Origin of the sequence: Actinomyces gerencseriae DSM 6844 (genome assembly GCF_000429265.1) — a bacterium.
Classification (GTDB): domain Bacteria; phylum Actinomycetota; class Actinomycetes; order Actinomycetales; family Actinomycetaceae; genus Actinomyces; species Actinomyces gerencseriae.
In genome coordinates this window covers 34,963-53,666 of sequence record NZ_KE386871.1, presented here as the reverse complement: position 1 = coordinate 53,666, position 18,704 = coordinate 34,963, and the positions used below count along the sequence as shown (strand labels likewise).

The 18,704-nt window shown below is 70.0% G+C and carries 14 protein-coding genes; 9 read left to right on the top strand and 5 right to left on the bottom strand.

Annotation, left to right across the window (positions count from 1 at the left end; all coding sequences use genetic code 11):
* The 3 genes from G448_RS18425 to G448_RS0109765 all read left to right on the top strand — a co-directional run.
* Nucleotides 1-180, top strand: a 180-nt coding sequence (locus tag G448_RS18425; RefSeq protein ID WP_026407823.1) for a hypothetical protein, incomplete at its 5' end; no start/stop codon positions are given.
* A complete protein-coding gene (locus G448_RS0109770; RefSeq protein ID WP_026407822.1) occupies nucleotides 177-1,184 on the top strand; it encodes a DUF8094 domain-containing protein in 1,008 nt (335 codons plus the stop codon). The genes G448_RS18425 and G448_RS0109770, both read left to right, overlap by 4 nt.
* A 101-nt stretch (nucleotides 1,185-1,285) precedes the next feature.
* Nucleotides 1,286-2,245 (top strand): tetratricopeptide repeat protein, encoded by a 960-nt coding sequence (locus G448_RS0109765; protein WP_026407821.1) that lies wholly within the window; start codon nucleotides 1,286-1,288, stop codon nucleotides 2,243-2,245.
* Nucleotides 2,246-2,266: 21 nt separating this feature from the next.
* Here G448_RS0109765 and G448_RS0109760 read toward each other — a convergent pair whose 3' ends face one another.
* Nucleotides 2,267-3,142, bottom strand: coding sequence for a glycyl-radical enzyme activating protein (locus tag G448_RS0109760; RefSeq protein WP_051268891.1), 876 nt, complete (start codon nucleotides 3,140-3,142; stop codon nucleotides 2,267-2,269).
* A gap of 146 nt (nucleotides 3,143-3,288) precedes the next feature.
* Between G448_RS0109760 and G448_RS16100 the strand changes: the two genes are divergently transcribed.
* The 6 genes from G448_RS16100 (at nucleotide 3,289) to G448_RS16095 (ending at nucleotide 9,942) form a co-directional block, all read left to right on the top strand.
* Nucleotides 3,289-4,155 carry a DeoR/GlpR family DNA-binding transcription regulator gene (locus tag G448_RS16100; RefSeq protein ID WP_156911006.1) on the top strand — a complete coding sequence of 289 codons (867 nt, stop codon included), beginning with the start codon at nucleotides 3,289-3,291 and terminating at the stop codon, nucleotides 4,153-4,155.
* The gene (locus G448_RS0109750) at nucleotides 4,152-6,608 is read left to right on the top strand and encodes a glycyl radical protein (protein WP_084436629.1); all 2,457 of its coding nucleotides are present in this window, start codon (nucleotides 4,152-4,154) and stop codon (nucleotides 6,606-6,608) included. Before G448_RS16100 ends, G448_RS0109750 begins: the two co-directional genes overlap by 4 nt.
* A 46-nt stretch (nucleotides 6,609-6,654) precedes the next feature.
* Entirely contained in the window at nucleotides 6,655-7,323 is a 669-nt protein-coding gene (locus G448_RS0109745) for a fructose-6-phosphate aldolase (protein WP_026407818.1), read from the top strand.
* A gap of 140 nt (nucleotides 7,324-7,463) precedes the next feature.
* Nucleotides 7,464-7,649 carry a hypothetical protein gene (locus G448_RS0109740; protein ID WP_026407817.1) on the top strand — a complete coding sequence of 62 codons (186 nt, stop codon included), beginning with the start codon at nucleotides 7,464-7,466 and terminating at the stop codon, nucleotides 7,647-7,649.
* A 5-nt stretch (nucleotides 7,650-7,654) separates the two neighbouring features.
* Nucleotides 7,655-8,746 carry an ROK family protein gene (locus tag G448_RS0109735; RefSeq protein ID WP_026407816.1) on the top strand — a complete coding sequence of 364 codons (1,092 nt, stop codon included), beginning with the start codon at nucleotides 7,655-7,657 and terminating at the stop codon, nucleotides 8,744-8,746.
* A complete protein-coding gene (locus G448_RS16095) occupies nucleotides 8,743-9,942 on the top strand; it encodes a PTS transporter subunit EIIC (RefSeq protein WP_211227996.1) in 1,200 nt (399 codons plus the stop codon). Before G448_RS0109735 ends, G448_RS16095 begins: the two co-directional genes overlap by 4 nt.
* A 127-nt stretch (nucleotides 9,943-10,069) precedes the next feature.
* Here G448_RS16095 and G448_RS0109725 read toward each other — a convergent pair whose 3' ends face one another.
* The 4 genes from G448_RS0109725 to treS all read right to left on the bottom strand — a co-directional run bounded on the left by G448_RS0109725 (nucleotide 10,070) and on the right by treS (nucleotide 18,557).
* On the bottom strand, nucleotides 10,070-12,433 hold the full coding sequence (locus G448_RS0109725; protein ID WP_026407815.1) for a glycogen/starch/alpha-glucan phosphorylase: 2,364 nt from the start codon (nucleotides 12,431-12,433) through the stop codon (nucleotides 10,070-10,072).
* Nucleotides 12,434-12,946: 513 nt separating this feature from the next.
* Nucleotides 12,947-15,166: a 1,4-alpha-glucan branching protein GlgB gene (glgB, locus tag G448_RS0109720; protein WP_211227995.1), complete on the bottom strand. Its 2,220-nt coding sequence runs from the start codon at nucleotides 15,164-15,166 to the stop codon at nucleotides 12,947-12,949.
* 102 nt (nucleotides 15,167-15,268) lie between these two features.
* Entirely contained in the window at nucleotides 15,269-16,804 is a 1,536-nt protein-coding gene (locus G448_RS0109715; RefSeq protein WP_026407813.1) for a 1,4-alpha-glucan-branching protein, read from the bottom strand.
* The gene (gene treS, locus G448_RS16090; protein ID WP_156911026.1) at nucleotides 16,782-18,557 is read right to left on the bottom strand and encodes a maltose alpha-D-glucosyltransferase; all 1,776 of its coding nucleotides are present in this window, start codon (nucleotides 18,555-18,557) and stop codon (nucleotides 16,782-16,784) included. Before treS ends, G448_RS0109715 begins: the two co-directional genes overlap by 23 nt.
* Between the last annotated feature and the right edge of the window lie 147 nt (nucleotides 18,558-18,704).

Genomic DNA, 18,704 nt, shown 5'->3' with positions numbered 1-18,704 from the left:
CAGCCCGGCTACGAGGGGCAGGCCGGCCACGGGGGCCAGCCCGGCTACGAGGGCCAGCCCGGGCCGCAGGGGCAGGGCTTCTCCTTCCCGACTCAGGGCTGGCCTGCGGAGCACCGGCGGCCTCGCAGCGCCGATTCCGACCTGCCCGCCGGCCCCGAGTCCGATGAGGAGCACGCATGATGACCAGCCGCCGAGTCTTTCTCACCTCCGCCGCGGCGACCGCCGTCGGCCTCACCCTCGCGGCATGCTCGCAGGAACTCCCTCCGGCGCCGGAGGTCAGTACCCCCACGGCCCACCCCGTCCTGGACAGTCAGCACCTCACCAGCGCTCTCGACCGGATTCAGACGGGTCTGGACGGCGCTGATGCCCAGAAGAGTCCGGAGCTCTTGTCCGGCTATCTCACCGGTCCCGCTCTGCGTGTACGGACCGAGGAATATGCTCTCGCCTCGGCGGCCCAGGACGACGGCAAGATCGAGCACTTCACGACCCTGAGCCAGGCTGGGACCGTGGGGCGGGCCACGGGCTTCCCGCGCATCGCCCTGACGGTCACCGAGACCGCCGATGGCGATGATGTTCCCTATCTGCTGGCGCTGACTCAGGACGCCGCGCGCGACAACTTCGGGCTGTGGGCCTGGGTGCGGCCGTTCGCCGGCGTCGAGGTGCCCGCGACCGCGACGGCCTCAGTCGGCAGCGAGCAGGTGGATGGCGATGCCGACGGGCTGGCCGCCACGCCGCAGGAGGTGCTGGACTCCTACGTCGATGCCCTGAACAACCCGGACGGGGACAACGGGGCGGTCTTCGCCGACGATCTGCTGCGCCAGCAGCTGGGATCGTTGCGCAGCAAGGACGTCTCCTCCGCCGGTGAGATCGCGGTGACGGCGCGCGCCGGCTCCGACGGCTTCCGCGGTTTGCGCACCACCGACAACGGCGCGATCGTGCTCACGACCCTCAGCTACGACGTCGTGTACAAGCGCACGGTCGCCAAGTCCACGCTCAAGATGCTTCCGGAGGTCGCCTCCCTCCTGGGGACGGGCACTGAGATCACCGGCGAGGTCACGTCGACCTACGACGTCATGGTGGCCTTCTCGATACCGTCCGCCGGTTCCGGTTCCCCGGCCGTGGTGCTGGGTCGGAGCGCCGTGCTGGCCTCGGCCTCCAAGGACGACTCGAAGTCGCCCGGCTGACACGCGGGGCCGCGCCCCTCTCAAGCCCTTCTCATCCCAGCCGCACCTACTCTCGCACTGTTTCGACTCATCAGCGGGCTCAGCCCGGGAAAGGCCCTCCCATGAGCATGTTCGGCGCCGTGGACCTGTCCACTCTCGCTTCCCGACAGGGCGCTCCCGCCGCGGACGGTGGTTCGCCGGGCCGTGGGAAGTCCCCCGCGGAGCGTCCCGCGACCGGTGCCGCGGGGCCGGCGGCCGCGATACCGGCGCCGCTGGTCGTGGATGTCGACGCCGCCTCCCTGCGCGACGTCGCCGAGACCTCCACTCAGGTGCCGGTGGTGGTCGTCCTGCACACCGCGCGCTCCCGATCCTCCGCAGACCTCGTCAGCCGGCTCGAGGCACTGGCTCAGGAGTACGCCGGTCGCTTCCAGGTCGCACGTGTGGATGTCGATGCCGCCCCGGAGGTTGTCCAGGCGCTTCAGGCCACCGCCGTGCCCACCGTCGTGGCACTGATCGCCGGACAGCCGGTGCCCCTGTTCCAGGGGGCGATTCCCGCCGACCAGTTGCGGGGCCTGCTCGACCAATTGCTTGAGCTGGCGGCCCGGAACGGCGTCACCGGGCGCCTCGCCCCGCCGCCCGCCGTGGACGCGGAGCCGGTGGAGCCCGAGGAGACCGAGGTGGAGCGCCGGGCCCGCGAGGCCATGGAACGGGGCGACTACGCCGCCGCCGAGAAGGTCTACGACAGCGCCATCGCGCAGAGCCCCGCGGATGCCGAGCTCAAGGTGGCGCGGGGGCAGATCCGCATGCTGGGACGCATGGACGGCAAGGACCCCCGCGCCCTCCTGGCCGCGGCGGACGCACCGGGGGCGAGTGTGGAGGATCAGCTCGCCGGGGCCGACGCCGCTCTGTCGCAGGGGGACGTCAACGTCGCCCTGGGACGTGGGCTCGAGGCGGTGCGCTCGCGCACCGGCGAGGAGCGGGAGACCGCGCGGCTACGACTGCTCGAGCTCTTCGACATCATCGGCTCGTCGACTCCCGAGGTGACGCGGGCCCGTCGCCAGTTGGCCGCGCTGCTCTTCTGATGATCGGGAGCGGACCGGCGCTCAGAAGTGGGCCTCGACGCCCTCGGCTCTCATGAGGTCCCGGTAGTCCAGGAGATCCTCCTGGCGGAGGGCGGCGATCCCCGCCATCCGATAGGGGCGGCCGAGGAGGGCGTACTTGCGTTCGCCGAACTGGTGGAAGGGCAGGAGCTGCACCCGTTCGACCCGGAGCCGGCGCAGGAGAGCGGCGAAGGCCCGTGCGTCTCGGAGGGTGTCGTTGACACCGGGGATCACGGGGATGCGGACGCAGATGTCGATACCGCGGGAGACGGCGCGCGACAGGTTGCGCAGCGGCAGGTCGTTGTAACCGCCGGTCCACCGCTTGTGCTCCTGGCGGTCGTGGTGCTTGACATCCATGAGCAGGTAATCGAGATGCTCCAGGGCGCGCTCGAAGACCGGGGCCGCGACGTGACCGGTGGACTCCATGGCGGTGTGGATGCCGACCGCTTGGAGGCGGCGCAGCATCTCGATGGCGAAGGCGTGCTGCATCATCGCCTCACCGCCGGACAGGGTGACGCCGCCCCCCGACTCCTCGAAGAAGACGCGGTCCGCCTCGCAGGTCTCGAGCAGCTCCTCGATCGTGCGGGTGCGGCCGGCGGGTGAGACCTCCCCGGTGTCCGGGTCGAGGAACTCCTCCACGCTCGGGTTGATCGACTCGGGATTCGCGCACCACGGACACAGCAGCGGACAGCCCTTGAGGAAGACCACCGTACGGATGCCCGGGCCGTCGTGCAGGGAGAAGCGCTGGACATTGAACACCATCCCGGTGCGGGAGGCGGCGACCGGGGCCGAGCCGGTGACCGATGATGCCGGCCTCCGGCCGCGGGCCGGGGGACGGGCCTTGCCGGTGTCGACGGAGCGGGGCGTCCTGGATGGCATGAGAACTCACGACCTTTCGTTCATAACGATAATAACTTACGAATGAAGGACAAAGGGCCTATTTGCGAAGATACGTGACCCTCTACCGTTGTTCTCAACGCTTCGGACGACGACGCATCAGGATCTCGTGCGATAGGAAGGGGGGCATGGACACCATGAGTACTCGTCAGCTCACCCTTCTCGAGTCCATCGTCGTCGCCGGTCGCATCGCCGTCGCCGAGCTCGCCGGTATCGCCCACGTCTCCACCGTCACCATCCGCAAGGACCTCGACGACCTCGAGGCTCGTGGCCTCATCCGGCGCGAGCGCGGTGTCGCGATGCTCGTCTCGCCCGACGACCCCGCAGGGCGTCTCGCCTACCACTACGCGGAGAAGGTCCGTATCGCCGCGGCCGCGGCCGCGACCGTGAACGACGGCGAGACCGTCATGATCGAGGCCGGCTCGTGCTGCGCCCTCCTCGCCGAGCAGATCTCGATCCAGCGCACGGGCATCACGATCGTCACCAACTCGGCCTTCATCGCCCAGAGGCTGGGCGCCCATCCGATGGTGAGCACGGTGCTCCTCGGCGGCGAGCAGCAGCACGACTCGAGGGTGCTGGTCGGACCGATGGTCGAGCTGTGCGCCCGGCAGTTCATCGTCGACCGCCTCTTCATCGGCACGGATGGCTTCACCCCCTCGCTCGGCTTCACCGCTCGCGACTACATGCGCGCCACCGCCGTGCGCGCCCTGGCGAGCAGGGCCGAGCGCGTCGTCGTCCTCACCGAGTCCGAGAAGCTCGGCGGCCACGGTCCCGTTCCGCTTCTCGGCGCTGACGACGTCGCCGCGCTGTGGACCGACTCGGCCGCCCCCGATGCCCAGGTCGACGCGCTCACGGGCGCCGGCGTCGAGGTCGTCACCGTCGCCGCCGACGGGACCGCCGCCGTCCACCCCGCCCAGGCGCGTCCGGAGCCGGACCACGTCGTCGGAAGGGACTCGGGCCCCACCGCCCTCACCACCAGAGAGGAACCGTCATGACCACCACGACCGCCCCCGTCACCACGCCCCCCGCGCGCCCCGCCCTGGGAGGCCCCCGCTTCGGAGGACTCACCGATCGCATGGAGGCCTGGCGCGACGAACTGCTCAGCGCCGAGCCCTCCGTGTGCGTCGAGCGCGCCGTCATCGCAACCGACACCTACCGGGACAACGCCGACCAGCCGCTCGTCATGATCCGGGCCCTCATGCTGAGGAACGTCCTGGAGAGGATGACGATCTACATCGAACCCTCCTCGCGCCTCGCGGGCAACCAGGCGAGTGCCAACCGGGCCGCTCCCATCATGCCGGAGTACGCCATGGACTGGGTGATCGCCGAGCTCGACGAGTTCGACGAGCGCCCCGGCGACCGCTTCACCATCTCCGAGGAGGCCAAGGAGACGCTCCGCGGGATCGCGCCCTTCTGGAGGGGGCGCACCCTCAAGGAGCACGCGCTGACCCTCATGCCCGAGGACTCCAGGCGCTTCTACGACCTGGGCATCATCCACCCCGAGGGCAACATCACCTCGGGGGACGCCCACTTGGCCGTCAACTACCGTCGTCTCCTTCGCGAGGGCCTGGCCGGCTACAAGGAGCGCACGCGCGCCGCCCTCGACGCGCTCGACCTCACCGACTCCGCCGAGCTCGACAAGGCGCCCTTCTACCGGGCCCTGCTCATCTCCTTCGATGCCGTCATCGCCTTCGCCCACCGCTACTCGGAGCTCGCGGGCCGGCTCGCCCTGGCCGAGACGGATCCGACTCGTCGCGCCGAGCTGCGCGAGATGGCCCGGATCCTCCAGGTCGTGCCCGAGCACCCGGCCACCACCTTCCAGGAGGCCGTGCAGTCGATCTGGCTCGTGCACGTCGCCCTGCAGATCGAGTCCAACGGCCACTCCCTGTCCTACGGCCGTCTCGACCAGTACCTGTGGCCCCACCTGCGCGCCGACCTCGAGGCCGGCCGCGAGACCGAGGACTCCGCCGTCGAGCTGCTCTCCAACCTGTGGCTCAAGACGTTCACGGTCAACAAGATCCGCTCCTGGAGCCACACCCGGTTCTCCGCCGGCAGCCCCCTCTACCAGAACGTCACCATCGGCGGGCAGGACGCCGCCGGCTCCGACGCCGTCAACCGCCTGTCCCACCTCATCATCAGGGCCGTCGCCCAGACCCATCTGCCCCAGCCGAACCTCACCATCCGCTACCACAGGGGCCTGAGCGACGACTTCATGAACGAGGCCGTCGAGCTCATGCGTCTGGGCACGGGGATGCCGGCCTTCAACAGCGACGAGATCATCATCCCCTCGCTCATCGAGCGCGGCGTCTCCTCCGAGGACGCCCACGACTACTCCGCGATCGGCTGCGTGGAGGTCGCCGTGCCCGGCCGCTGGGGCTACCGGTGCACCGGTATGAGCTTCCTCAACTTCCCCAAGGCGCTCCTGGTCGCCCTCAATGACGGCCTCGACCCGGCCTCGGGGATCCGACTGGCGCCCTCCCGCGGGCACCTGCGCGATATGACCTCCTTCGACGAGGTCATGGAGGCCTGGGACACCACGATCCGCGAGTTCCAGCGCCACTGCATCGTGCTGGACGCCTCCTGCGACCTGGCGCTGGAGCACAGGACCGCCGACGTGCTGTGCTCAGGCCTCGTCGACGACTGCATCGGCCGTGGCAGGACCCTCAAGGAGGGCGGCGCCATCTACGACTTCTGCTCCGGCCTGCAGGTCGGGATCGCCAACCTCGGCGACTCCCTGGCCGCCTTGAGGAAGACCGTCTTCGAGGACCGGGCCATCACCGGCGAGGAGCTCTGGGAGGCCCTCCAGAACGACTTCGCCGGCGAGGAGGGCGAGCGCATCCGCAAGCTGCTCGTCGCGGCCCCGAAGTACGGCAACGACGACGACGATGTCGATGAGCTCCTCGTGCGCGCCTACGCCACCGACATCGACGAGATCTTCACCTACCGGAACTCCCGCTACGGGCGCGGACCCATCGGCGGCACCTACTACGCCGGCACGTCCTCGATCTCCGCGAACGTGCCCCAGGGGGCCTCCACGGCCGCCACCCCCGACGGGCGCCACGCGGGCGAGCCCCTCGCCGAGGGCTGCTCGCCGAGCCACGGCGCCGACACCAACGGGCCGACGGCGGTGCTCAAGTCCGTCTCGAAGCTGGACACCGGCCGCATCACCGGAGGCGTCCTGCTCAACCAGAAGGTCACTCCGCAGATCCTCGCCGAGCCCGAGGACCGCGTGAAGCTCATCGCCATGCTCCGCGCCTTCTTCAACCGGCTCCACGGCTTCCACATCCAGTACAACGTCGTCGATCGGGACGTCCTCATCGACGCGCAGGCGCACCCGGAGCGGCACCGCGACCTCATCGTCCGCGTCGCCGGGTACAGCGCATTCTTCGTCGTCCTGTCCAAGCAGACCCAGGACGACATCATCGCCCGCACTGAGCAGACCCTCTGAGCAGACCCTCTGAACGGCGACACGAACCACCCCAGGGAGACGACCCATGAAGATCCTCATCGATGACGCCCGCCCGCAGCGCGTGGAGCGCGCACTGGCGGCCTTCCCGCTGCTCGGCGTCACCACGAACCCGACCATTCTGCGGGCGGCGGAGCCGAGCGACTTCGCCTCCGACCTGGCCCGCCTGCGCGGGCTCGTCGGGGAGAGGGACCTCCACGTCCAGGTCGTCGCCCGCGACACCGACGGAATGCTCCGGGAGGCCCGGGTCATCCGGAGGATCGCGGGGGAGCGCACTCTCGTCAAGATTCCGACCACCGCGGCCGGCCTCCCCGCCATCACCGCGCTCAAGGCGCAGGGGGTGCGGGTCACCGCGACCGCCGTCTACTCGACGGCGCAGGGTCTGCTGGCCGCGGCGGCCGGAGCCGACTACCTGGCCCCCTACGTCAACAGGATGTCCGACGCCGACATCGACCCGCTGCGCGTCATCGCGGCGCTGCGGGAGGACATCGACAGAGAGGGGGTGCCAACGCGAATCCTGGCGGCGAGCTTCAAGAACATCAAGCAGGTCACCGACGCAGTGGCCGCCGGCGCGCACGCCGTCACGGTGGGCGCGGACCTCCTCGACTCCATGCTCGCCCTGCCCCTGGTCTCCCTGGCCGTCGACGCCTTCGCCGACGACTTCCGCGAGGCCTTCGGCGCCGCCGAGATCGTCTGAGGGCGGCCGACCGACCGGCTGAATCCACCGATCCGCCATCGCATCGCCGCGCCCCGCGTCCGGTCGCGCAACGGTGGGGGCGGACTTCCGGGGCGCCGTCGCCCCGATCCCTCGAAACCGACGGCAGCACCACGATCCCGATGACCTGCTCGAACGCCGTCGAGCAGCAGGCCCGCCCGACGATGATGCCGCGGCCCGGGCCGTTCGACAACGTCGTCGAGCAGCGTCCTCATCCGCCCGCCGTGCGATCCGATCGAGTCGGTGCACGGGGGCGCCGCCATCCCCATCCCGCGGGCGATGACGCCCGCACGACCACGAAGGAGTAGTCACCATGACCAGCACACTGACCGGTACGGGCGCCGACGCGACCACCCGAGCGCCTCTGACCACCCGGGAGGAGCTCGCCGCCGCTCAGCGCGAGGCGCTCAATCCGCGCCCGTTCTTCGACGCCCCCGGCCTGCCCAGCAGAACCGGCTGCACGATCGGCGTCGACGTGGGCGGCACCAAGGTCGCGCTGGGCATGTTCGACAACGAGCACGTCCTCCTGCGACGCACTCAGTTCCCCGCTGACAAGGACCTGGCCCCCGAGGCGTTCCTCGACGGCATCATCGACGCCTGTCTCGAGCTCGTGCGCGACAGCGGTACCGAGACGAGCGACCTGCGCGGGATCGGTGTGGCGATGCCGTCCTACGTGAACTACGAGGAGGGCCGCATCGTCAAGACGGCGAATCTGCCCCTTCTCAAGGACGTCCCGGCGCGCCAGTACCTCAAGGAGCGCATCGGCGGCAACGTCCGCGTGCTGCTGGACAACGACGCGCATGCCGGGGCCCTCGCCGAGCACCGTTACGGCGCGGGTCGGGGATTCCGCGACATGCTCTACTGCCCCGTGTCCACGGGAATCTCCTCCGCGATGGTCATTGACAACAAGCTCTTCCGCGGCCGTTACGGATGGGCGGGGGAGTCCGGCCACATGATCGTCAATCCGGGTCAGGGCATCGAGTGCGGCTGCGGGAACCGCGGCTGCCTCATGTCCTACTGCTCGGGCGCCATGATCGTCAGGCACATCCGGCAGTGGATCGACGAGGGCCGGGGCACCACCATGGTCGAGCTCGTCGACGGGACGGAGAACATCACGTGCCGCACCCTCCAGGAGGCCTACGACCTCGGCGACGAGATGGCCCGCAGCGCCATCGATCAGATGGCGCGCTACCTCGCCCTGTGGATCTACAACGTCTACGTCCTGCTCAATATCAACTGCTACGTCTTCGGCGGCGGCCTTCTCAACCTCGGCGATCGCCTCTTCCCGAAGGTGCGGGCCTACTTCGACCAGTACAACGACAACGACGCCCCCGTCTACTTCCGCCAGGCCGAGCTCGGCGACGACTTCGGCATCATCGGCGCGGCGGAGCTGATGTTCCAGTGAGCGCCGAGACCCGGACCTGTGCACCCGGTCCCACCGGTGCGCGCGGCCTGCTCGTCCGGTGGCGCGAATGGCGCGGTGCCCGCCGTCAGGCGGGCGACCGGCCCCTGTACCAGGCCGCCATCGACGCGATCAGCGCGATCTTCCTGCCCATCGTCAACGTGCTGTCGGCCGCGGGCATCCTCAAGGGGACGCTCGCCGCGGCCGTCCTCGCCGGCTGGCTCGCGGAGAGCTCGCCCGCCTACGTCGTGTGCGACGCGATCGCCTCTGCCCTGTTCTACTTCCTGCCCGTCTTCCTCGCCTCGACGACGGCCGCGCTCGTGGGCGCCGACCGTGTCACAGCCGTCCTCCTGGCCGCGGTCGTCCTCTACCCGGACCTGTCGGCGGCGCTCGAGTCCGGGCAGCGGGTGACCTTCTTCGGCGCACCCGTGGGTGCGGTCACCTACCCGTCGAGCGTCATCCCGATCCTGCTCGGCGTCCTCGTCCTCGCCGGTGCGGAGAGGGTCGCCGGGCGCTGCCTCCCGGAGGTGGTGCGCGGCCCCCTGGTGCCCCTCGTCTCCCTCGTCGTGGCGGCCGGTGGCGTCCTGGTCGTCCTCGGCCCCGTCGGGAGTGCCATCGGCCAGGGGCTCGCGCAGGGCTACGGCTGGGTCCACTCCCTGAGCCCCGTGCTCGCCGGCGCGACCCTGGGCGGGCTCATCCAGCTCATGGTGCTCTTCGGCTTCCACTGGGCGCTCGTGCCCATCGCGATCAGCAATATCGTGGCCTTCGGGTCCGACACGATCCTCGCGTTCTTCGCCCCGGCGGTCTTCGCCCAGGCCGGCGCCTGCCTCGCCGTGTGCCTGAGGACGAAGAACCGGGCGTATCGCACCGTATGCGTCTCCGCTGCGATCTCCGCGTGCTTCGGCATCACGGAACCGGCGATGTTCGGTGTCACGCTGCCGCTGAGGAAGCCGCTCGCGGCGGTGTGCGTCGCGGGCGCTGTGGGTGGTGGTGTCGCCGGGGCCAGCGGGGCGGCCGCCATGAGCTTCGCCTTCCCGGGCCTGACGACCCTGCCGATCTTCCTGGGACCGGGCTTCGGGATGTTCACGGTGGGCTGCCTGGGTGCCGCGGCCATCGCCTTCGTCCTGACGCTCGTCATGCGATTCGATGCGGACGCCGTCGCACGGGCGCAGGAGGCGCGCGAGAGCCGGGAGGACTGACACCCGGTGACCGGGCCGGCCCGGCGCCCGCGATCCGGGGCGTCGGGCCGGTCGTGCGCCGCGCCGACCCGCCACCGCTGATGGGGGGGGGAGGGCGCGCAGAAGGCGCTGAGGGGCGCGGAACGGATCAGGCGATCGGTTCGGGCCGGATGTTCCAGAGCCTGGCGTAGTCGCTGATCGTGCGGTCGGAGGAGAAACGGCCGGAACCGGTGATGTTGATCCACGCCCTGCGCTGCCAGGCGCGCTGATCGGCGTAGTCCGCCGCCATGCGGTCCTTCGTCTCGCGGTAGGCGGCGAAGTCCCCCAGCACGTAGTAGACGTCGGCGGGCTCGTAGGAGGCCTCCAGCAGGCTGCGGCGCAGGTCGGCGAACCAGCCGGAGCCGTTGTCGTCCAGGGTGCCGTCGATGAAGGCGTCGAGGACGCGCTTGAGGCCGGGGACGGTCTCGTAGACGGCATGCGGGTCGTAGGTCGAGCGCAGGGCGGGGATCTCGTCCTCGGTGGCGCCGAAGATGTAGGCGTTGTCCTGCCCGACCGCGTCCAGGATCTCGACGTTGGCGCCGTCGAGGGTTCCCAGCGTGAGCGCCCCGTTCATCATGAACTTCATGTTGGACGTGCCCGAGGCCTCCTTGCCCGCCATCGAGATCTGCTCGGAGACGTCGGCGGCCGGAATGATGTGCTCGGCGGGGGAGACGTTGTAGTTGTGGACGAACACGACCTTGAGCGTCTTGGAGATGACCGGGTCGTTGTTGATCAGATCCCCCACCGTGTTGATGAGCTTGATGATCGCCTTGGCGCGCACGTAGCCGGGGGCGGCCTTGGCGCCGAAGATGAAGACCTGCTTCGGCACCTTCAGGTCGGGGTCGTCCTTCATGCGGAAGTACAGGTCCAGGATGTAGAGCGCGTTGAGCAGCTGGCGCTTGTACTCGTGGAGGCGCTTGATCTGCACGTCGAAGATCGCGTTCGGGTCGATCTCGACGCCCTCGCGCGAGGCGATCCAGGCGGCGAAATCCGTCTTGTTGGCGTGCTTGACCTCGGCCAGGCGGTCGAGGACGGCGTCGTCGGCGGCCCCGGAGTAGCCCTCCAGGAGGGAGAGGTCCTTCACCCAGGCGTCGGAGCCGGTGACCTCGTCCAGAAGGGCGGACAGGCGCGGATTGCACTCGCGCAGCCACCGGCGGGGGGTGACACCGTTGGTCTTGTTGTTGAAGCGCTCCGGCCAGATCGCGTACCAGTCCTTGAGGGTGTCGCGCTTGAGGATGTCGGTGTGCAGGGCGGCGACGCCGTTGATGGCGTACGAGGCGTAGCAGGCGATCCAGGCCATGTGGACCTTGGAGTTGGAGATCGGCGCCATGTAGTCGATGACGTCCCGGCCGATCCCGCGGGCGGTCAGGTCGGCGCGGAAGCGACGGTCGATCTCCCGGATGATCTCCATGATGCGCGGGAAGAGCTGCTCGAAGATCGAGATCTCCCAGGTCTCCAGCGCCTCGGCGAGCACCGTGTGGTTGGTGTACGCGAAGGTCCTGGACACGACTCCCCAGGCGTCGTCCCAGCCCAGGTGGTGCTCGTCCATGAGCAGGCGCATGAGCTCGGGGATGGCCAGGACCGGGTGGGTGTCGTTGAGCTGGACGGAGTTGAACTCGGCGAAACCGGTGAGATCGTCCCCGTGGTGCGCCACGTAGTCATCGACGATCTCCTGGAGGGAGGCCGAGCAGAAGAAGTACTGCTGGCGTACGCGCAGGACCTTGCCCTCGTACGTCGTGTCGTTGGGGTACAGGACGCGGGAGATATCCGCCGTGCGCTCGCGCTCGACGATCGCGTCGGTGAAGCGCTGGGAGTTGAACGCGTCGTAGTCGAACTCCTCGATGCTCTCCGCTCGCCACAGGCGCAGCGTGTTGACGTTCTTCGTGCCGTAGCCGACGATCGGCATGTCGTAGGGGACCGCGCGCACCACCAGGTCGTTGTAGCGCACGACCCGCTGGGCCTCCTCGCGGCGGATGATGAAGGGGTAGCCCTCCTCCATCCACGGATCGGGGTGCTCGGTCTGGAAGCCGTCGGAGAAGAGCTGCTTGAACAGGCCGTAGCGGTAGAGGATGCCGTAGCCGGCGACCGGGAGATCGAGGGTGGCGCAGGAGTCGAGGAAGCAGGCGGCGAGGCGCCCCAGGCCGCCGTTGCCCAGCGCGGCGTCGGGCTCCTGCTCGAGGATGTCGGAGAGGTTCTGGCCGAAGGCGCTCACCGCCTCCTCCGCCTCCTTGACCAGGCCGAGGTTGGTCAGATTGTTCAGGAGCGCGCGTCCCATGAGGAACTCGGCGGAGAAGTAGTGCTCCATCCGGCCGGCGCGGTACTTCTGCTCGGTCGCGTGCCAGTTGCCCGCAATGGCGTCGACGACGGCGGCGGACAGGCCCTGCCACACCTCCATCTGAGTCGAGGCGTCGGCGGGGTGACCCGAGACGGACCGCACCTGGGAGGGCACGGTCTGGACCAGGTTCTGCGTCATCTTTCTTCCCTTGTCAGACTGCATTGGGGACATCGTTGCTGCGGATGCGCAACGGCGGCGAAAAGGTGTGCCGAAAAGGTGTACAACGAGAGAGGAGCGGGTCGAGCGGCGCGGAAGCACCACCGACCGGGCCCATTCGCCGACATCATGAGCCTAGCGGCCCGGGTCGGGGCTTGCTCGTCGAGGTGGTGTCTTTCCGGACACGGGTGGCTCACAGGAATCGGCCACGGGGGCGGCCGGGGCATCGATCGCGGGTCCATCGGTCGGACCGGCTATGGGATCGGCTCCAGCATCGACCGCGGAATGCATGCGCGGGTCCGACGGGATCCGCCGATCGGCTCTGCTTCGTGCGGGGTTCGCAGTTTCTCGGTGCGAGTACGAACCGATCTCGATGCGGAACTGAACCGATCTCGGCGAAAGGAGGGGCGGCGACCGGATGATCCGGTCGCCGCCCCCTTCGCGACGCATGCGTTGGTCGCCGGATCGCGGCCGCTGCGTCGGCCGCTCGCCGTCTCAGCTCTGCGAGGGGCGCAGGAACACCGCGCCGAGCGGGGGCACGCGCAGCCGCACCGATGCGGGACGACCGTTCCAGGGAAGCTCCTCGGCCTCGAGGCGCCCCAGGTTGCCCACGCCGGAACCGCCGTACTCGGGGGCGTCGGTATTGATGACCTCGTCCCACTCGCCCGCGAAGGGCAGACCGACCCGGTATCCCTCGTGCGGGGTTCCCGCGAAGTTGATGATGCAGACCACCAGGTCGGCACGACCGTCGGGCCCGGTGCCCTTGCGCAGGTAGGACAGGACGTTGTGGTCGCCGTCGCCCGCCTCGATCCACTCGAAGCCCCGGTGCGAGAAGTCGTCCGCCCACAGCGCGGGGGAGTCGGTGTAGAAGCGGTTGAGGTCGCTCACCAGATGGAGCAGGCCCTGGTGGCCGGGGTCGTCCAGGATCCACCAGTCCAGCGAGTTCTCCGCGTTCCACTCGGTGCCCTGACCGAACTCCTGTCCCATGAACAGCAGCTGCTTGCCGGGATGGGACCACTGGTAGGCGAACAGGGCGCGCATGCCCGCCAGCTCCTGCCAGGGGTCGCCGGGCATCTTGGACAGCAGCGAGCCCTTGCCGTGGACGACCTCGTCGTGGCTCATCGGCAGGACGAACTGCTCGGAGAAGGCGTAGACCAGGGAGAAGGTGAGCTCCCCGTGGTGGTAGCGCCGGTTGATGGGCTTCTCGGCGAGGTAGCGCAGGGTGTCATTCATCCACCCCATGTTCCACTTCAGCCCGAAGCCGAGCCCGCCGTACTCGGTGGGGGCGGTGACGCCGGGCCAGGCGGTGGACTCCTCGGCGATCATGACCGTGCCGGGATTCTTCCTGTAGGCCGTCGCCGTGGCCTCCTGGAGGAAGCTGATCGCCTCGAGGTTCTCCCGGCCCCCGAACTGGTTGGGGTGCCACTGGCCCTCCTTGCGCGAGTAGTCCAGGTACAGCATCGAGGCGACGGCGTCCACGCGCAGTCCGTCGACGTGGAACTCGTCCATCCAGTACAGGGCGTTGGCGACCAGGAAGTTGCGCACCTCATTGCGTCCGAAGTTGAAGACGTAGGTCCCCCAGTCCGGGTGCTCGCCGCGCTGGGGATCCGGATCCTCGTACAGGGCCGTGCCGTCGAACCGGGCCAGGGCCCACTCGTCCTTGGGGAAGTGGGCCGGCACCCAGTCCAGGATGACGCCGATGCCCGCTCGGTGGAGCCGGTCGACCAGGTAGCGGAAGTCATCCGGCGTTCCGAAGCGCGCGGTGGGCGCGTAGTAACCGCTCACCTGGTAGCCCCAGGAGCCGCCGAAGGGGTGCTCGGCCACGGGCAGGAACTCCACGTGGGTGAAGCCGGCCTCCTTGACGTAGGGCACGAGCTCGTCGGCCAGCCCGCGGTACCCCAGCCCCTGGCGCCAGGAGCCGACGTGCACCTCGTAGATGCTCATGGGCCCCGCATGGGGGTCGGTGACCGCGCGCTTGGCCATCCAGTCGTCGTCGCCCCACTCGTGGAAGCGGTCGGTGACCACGCTCGCCGTGGCGGGGGGCACCTCGGTGGCGCGCGCCAGCGGGTCGGCCTTCTGGTGCCAGGAGCCGTCGCCGAAGCAGATCTCGAACTTGTAGCGGGCGCCGACGCCCACCCCCGGCACGAACAGCTCCCACACGCCGGAGGAGCCCAGTGAGCGCATCGCCGAGGCGGTGCCGTCCCAGTAGTTGAAGTCGCCGACGACCCGCACGGCGCGGGCGTTGGGGGCCCACACGGCGAAGGCGACGCCCTCGACCTCGCCCATCGGGCCCGAGTAGTGCCTCAGGTGCGCTCCGAGGACCTCCCACAGGCCCTCGTGACGGCCCTCGGAGATGAGGTAGGTGTCCATCTCCCCCAGGGTCGGCAGGAAGCGGTACGGGTCGTCGACCGTGGTGGTCTCCTCCCCGTAGGTCACCTTGACGCGGTAGTCCGGCACGGAATCACCGGGCACCACGGTCACCCACACCCCGTCCTGCTCGTGCTCGGCGGGGAAGGTGCCCTCGGCGGTGACGACGGCGACGGCGTCGGCCAGATGACGCACCGTGCGAATGGTGACGCCCTCCTCCCCGACATGCGCGCCGAGGACCTCATGCGGATTGTAGTAACGCGCATAGGCGACATCCGCGAGGACCCAGGGGTCGACGTGAACGGGTGTGCGGGCGGGGACGGGCTCGGGTGCGGCGACATCGGTCATGGTCACACTCTTCCATGTGGGGGGCGGGTGAGGGGAGTCTTTGTGCTGAGATTTATCGGGACGTGCTGGGAGGCGGGCGATGAGGTCCTTATCTCCCCCCACTCACGCCGTTGCGGGAGCGTCGAGGATGCGCTGCAGGCCCCGTAGGGGGATCTCGATCCAGTCGGGGCGATTGCGGGCCTCGTAGACCGCCTCGTAGAGGGCCTTGTCCAGCTCGAGCGCGGCCAGCAGGGTGGTCGCGACGCGCCGACCGGTTCCATCGCGCTCGGGGGAGGACTCCTCGTAGGCGCTGAGATAGGCCGCGCGCACGGCGTCGAGCCAGCCGAGGTCGGCGACCCCGCCGACCGCGGCCGCGTAGTCGAAGGACCTCAGCATTCCGGCGACGTCGCGCAACGGCTGATCCGCACGGCTGCGCTCGGCCAGGGGGCGCAGCGGCTCCCCCTCGAAGTCCAGGACGAACCAGCGGCCCTCGCCGGCCTCGGGGTCCGCGACCTCGTGAAGGACCTGCCCGAGGTGGTAGTCGCCGTGAATGCGGGTGGGCGGGTCGAGCCGGTCGAGCCCGGCCACCCGGTCCGGGACCTCCTCGACCGCCTCGTGAAGGCCGGGCAGGCGCTCGGCCAGTGCCGGGACCTCCTGGAGCGCCCAGGCGGCGCGTCGGCGCAGGGCCCGTGCCAGCTCGGCCGGCGGCTGCGGCGCGCCCGCGCCCAGGGCCGCGGCGAGGTGCCGGTGCATCTGGGCGGTAGTCGCCCCCAGATCCGCCGCCAGGGCCCGCGCCCTGGCGCGCACCGGGCCGTGCGGCCCGTCGTCGTCGGCGGCCAGGGAGCAGAACAGCTCGAAGCCGTCGTCGGCGCGGGGGATGAAGGTGCAGGCCACCGCCGAGTCGGTCGAGCTGCGGGCGCCGGTGGCCGGATCGTGCCACTCGAAGGTGGACCAGGCCACCGGCGCGGGTACCCGGTCCCAGCCGTCTCCGGCCAGCGCCACCGAGACCTCCACGTCGGGGTTGCGACCCGGTGCCAGCACCCGCAGGAGCTTGACGATGAGACCGTCCGTCGCGGCGTCCTCCGGCCCTCCCGCGTCCCGGTCGGATGCCGGGGCGGGCAGCACGACGCTGGTGTTCGACTGCTCGCCGGTGGTCACCCGCAGTCGTTCGGCGCGCTGGCCGATGGCGCGCGCGCCGGTGGCGTCCAGGACGGTTCCCGCCTCCAGGACGGCCTGCGCCCAGGCCCGCCAGAAGGCGGGGTGGTGGGGGCCGTCGATGAGGGCGGTCTCGGCGCCGTCGGGCCCCGTGACGGTCAGCCCCTCGCCGCCGGGCGCCTCCCCGTCGACCCGGTAGCGGGCCAGCGCGTCGCCGGTCTCGAGCACCAGCGGCACGTGGACGAGCACGGACGGGGCCCCGGCGCGGGGAACGGCCACCAGCAGATCGCGCACACCCGGGGCCAGCTCCCGGTCGCCGATCAGGGTCAGGTCGCGGGGCTCCGGCGAGGAGCCCCCCTTGAGCGGGTACCAGCGCCGCCGCGCCATCCACGGGGCCAGCGCCGCCAGGAGCGACGCGTCGGCGGGCCAGACCGGGGCCGGGCCGGCCTGGCGCCCGGCGGGCTCGGTGAGTTCAGGTGAATCAGTCGACTCGGTGGGTGTCATCGCCCATCGCCTCCTTGCGTTCGGGATCGACAGTCAACCAGTAGTAGCCGCGGGCGCCCAGCGTGAGTGTCAGGCGGCCGTCCGGCCCGACCGCCGGGAACGCCGCCCCGCCCAGGACGTCGGTGGTGGTCCGGCCCGCCAGATCGGGCAGCGCGATGATCGCGCAGCGCGGGGAGTCGGCCAGGTTCGCCACGCACAGCAGGGTCTCCCCGGGCTCTCCGCTGGGGCCCTCCTCCTCGTGGCGCGTGTGGGCCAGCACGGCGTCGTCGGTGGTGTCCCGCATGAGGAACTCGCCGCGGCCCAGCACGGGGTGGGCGCGGCGCACGTGGAGCATGCGGCGGGTCCAGTGCAGCAGCGAGTCGGGGCGCCGGAGCTCCGTGGACACCGTCATGTGCCGGTAGCCGGGCGCCCGGATGATGGGCAGGGTGAGCGCTCCGGGATCGGGCGCCGAGGAGAACCCCATGTTCGGCGAGACGTCCCACTGCATGGGGGTGCGCACCGCGTCGCGGTCCTCCAGCCAGATGTTCTCGCCCATTCCGATCTCGTCGCCGTAGTACAGGCACGGCGAGCCCGGTAGCGACAGCAGCAGCGCCATGGCGAGCTCGGTCTCGGCGCGCGAGGCGTCCAGAAGCGGCGCCAGGCGCCGACGAATGCCGATGTTTGCGCGCATGCGGTCCTCGGGGGCGTACCACTGGTACATCATAGTGCGCTCGTCGTCGGTGACCATCTCCAGGGTCAGCTCGTCGTGGTTGCGCAGGAAGGTGCCCCACTGGCCGTGCGCCGGGATGCTCGGGGTGGCGTCCAGGACCTCGCGGACCGCCTTCGACGAGCCCTCGCGCAGGGCGTAGTAGATCCGCGGCATCACCGGGAAGTTGAAGCACATGGTGCACTCGGGCGCCTCGGGGGTGCCGAAGTACTCCACGACGTCGACCGGCCACTGATTGGCCTCGGCGAGCGTGATGGCGCCGGGGAACTCGTGATCGAGCATCTCGCGGATTCCCGCGACGATGGCGTGCGTGCCCGGCAGGTTCTCGCAGTTGGTGCCCTCGCTCTCGACGAGGTAGGGCAGGGCGTCCAGGCGGAAGCCGTCGACGCCGGTGCGGGCCCAGAAGCGGATGACGTCGTGAATGGCCTCGACGACGGCGGGGTTGTCGTAGTTGAGGTCGGGCTGGTGGGAGAAGAACCGGTGCCAGAAGAACTGGCCGCGCTCGACGTCGTAGGACCAGTTCGACTCCTCGGTGTCGATGAAGATGATCCGGGTGTCGGCGTAGCCGGAGTCGTCGTCGGCCCACACGTAGAAGTCGCCGAAGGGGCCCTCGGGGTCGCTGCGCGAGGCCTGGAACCAGGGATGGGCGTCCGAGGTGTGGTTGAGGACCATGTCGATGATGATGCGGATGCCGCGCTCATGGGCCTGGTGCACCAGGTCGCGGAAGTCCTCCATGGTGCCGTAGCGCGGGTCGATGTCCGTGTAGTCGGAGATGTCGTAGCCGCCGTCGCGCATGGGGGAGGGGTAGAAGGGCGGGATCCAGATCGCATCCACGCCCAGCCACGCCAGGTAGTCCAGACGGGAGGCCAGTCCCGGGAAGTCCCCGATGCCGTCGCCGTCGGAGTCCGCGAAGGAGCGCAGCAGCGCCTCGTAGAACACGGCGGTGCGGAACCACTGCGGATCCGCCGACAGACCGGGGCGGGGCTGCGGCGGAAGATCGGGAACGCCGGGGATGAAGGTCGCGGGCGCGAAGGCCCTCCCCGTCATGGCGGGCGCGTTCGACGCGCCCGAGACGGGTGCGACCACGGGCACGGGGCGGGTGATGGGGCGCGTGCCGGGGACGGGAGCGGTGCCGGAGACCGGGGAGGCGGGAACGGACACGGTGACCTTTCGGGAGTGGAGTGACCTTTCTGG

Bases quoted from the DNA above. Each gene is read 5' to 3' on its own strand.
- G448_RS0109770 (WP_026407822.1), top strand. From the start codon at position 177: ATGATGACCAGCCGCCGAGTCTTTCTCACCTCCGCCGCGGCGACCGCC.
- G448_RS0109765 (WP_026407821.1), top strand. From the start codon at position 1,286: ATGAGCATGTTCGGCGCCGTGGACCTGTCCACTCTCGCTTCCCGACAG.
- G448_RS0109760 (WP_051268891.1), bottom strand. From the start codon at position 3,142: ATGCCATCCAGGACGCCCCGCTCCGTCGACACCGGCAAGGCCCGTCCC.
- G448_RS16100 (WP_156911006.1), top strand. From the start codon at position 3,289: ATGGACACCATGAGTACTCGTCAGCTCACCCTTCTCGAGTCCATCGTC.
- G448_RS0109750 (WP_084436629.1), top strand. From the start codon at position 4,152: ATGACCACCACGACCGCCCCCGTCACCACGCCCCCCGCGCGCCCCGCC.
- G448_RS0109745 (WP_026407818.1), top strand. From the start codon at position 6,655: ATGAAGATCCTCATCGATGACGCCCGCCCGCAGCGCGTGGAGCGCGCA.
- G448_RS0109740 (WP_026407817.1), top strand. From the start codon at position 7,464: ATGACCTGCTCGAACGCCGTCGAGCAGCAGGCCCGCCCGACGATGATG.
- G448_RS0109735 (WP_026407816.1), top strand. From the start codon at position 7,655: ATGACCAGCACACTGACCGGTACGGGCGCCGACGCGACCACCCGAGCG.
- G448_RS0109725 (WP_026407815.1), bottom strand. From the start codon at position 12,433: ATGACGCAGAACCTGGTCCAGACCGTGCCCTCCCAGGTGCGGTCCGTC.
- glgB (WP_211227995.1), bottom strand. From the start codon at position 15,166: ATGACCGATGTCGCCGCACCCGAGCCCGTCCCCGCCCGCACACCCGTT.
- G448_RS0109715 (WP_026407813.1), bottom strand. From the start codon at position 16,804: ATGACACCCACCGAGTCGACTGATTCACCTGAACTCACCGAGCCCGCC.
- treS (WP_156911026.1), bottom strand. From the start codon at position 18,557: ATGACGGGGAGGGCCTTCGCGCCCGCGACCTTCATCCCCGGCGTTCCC.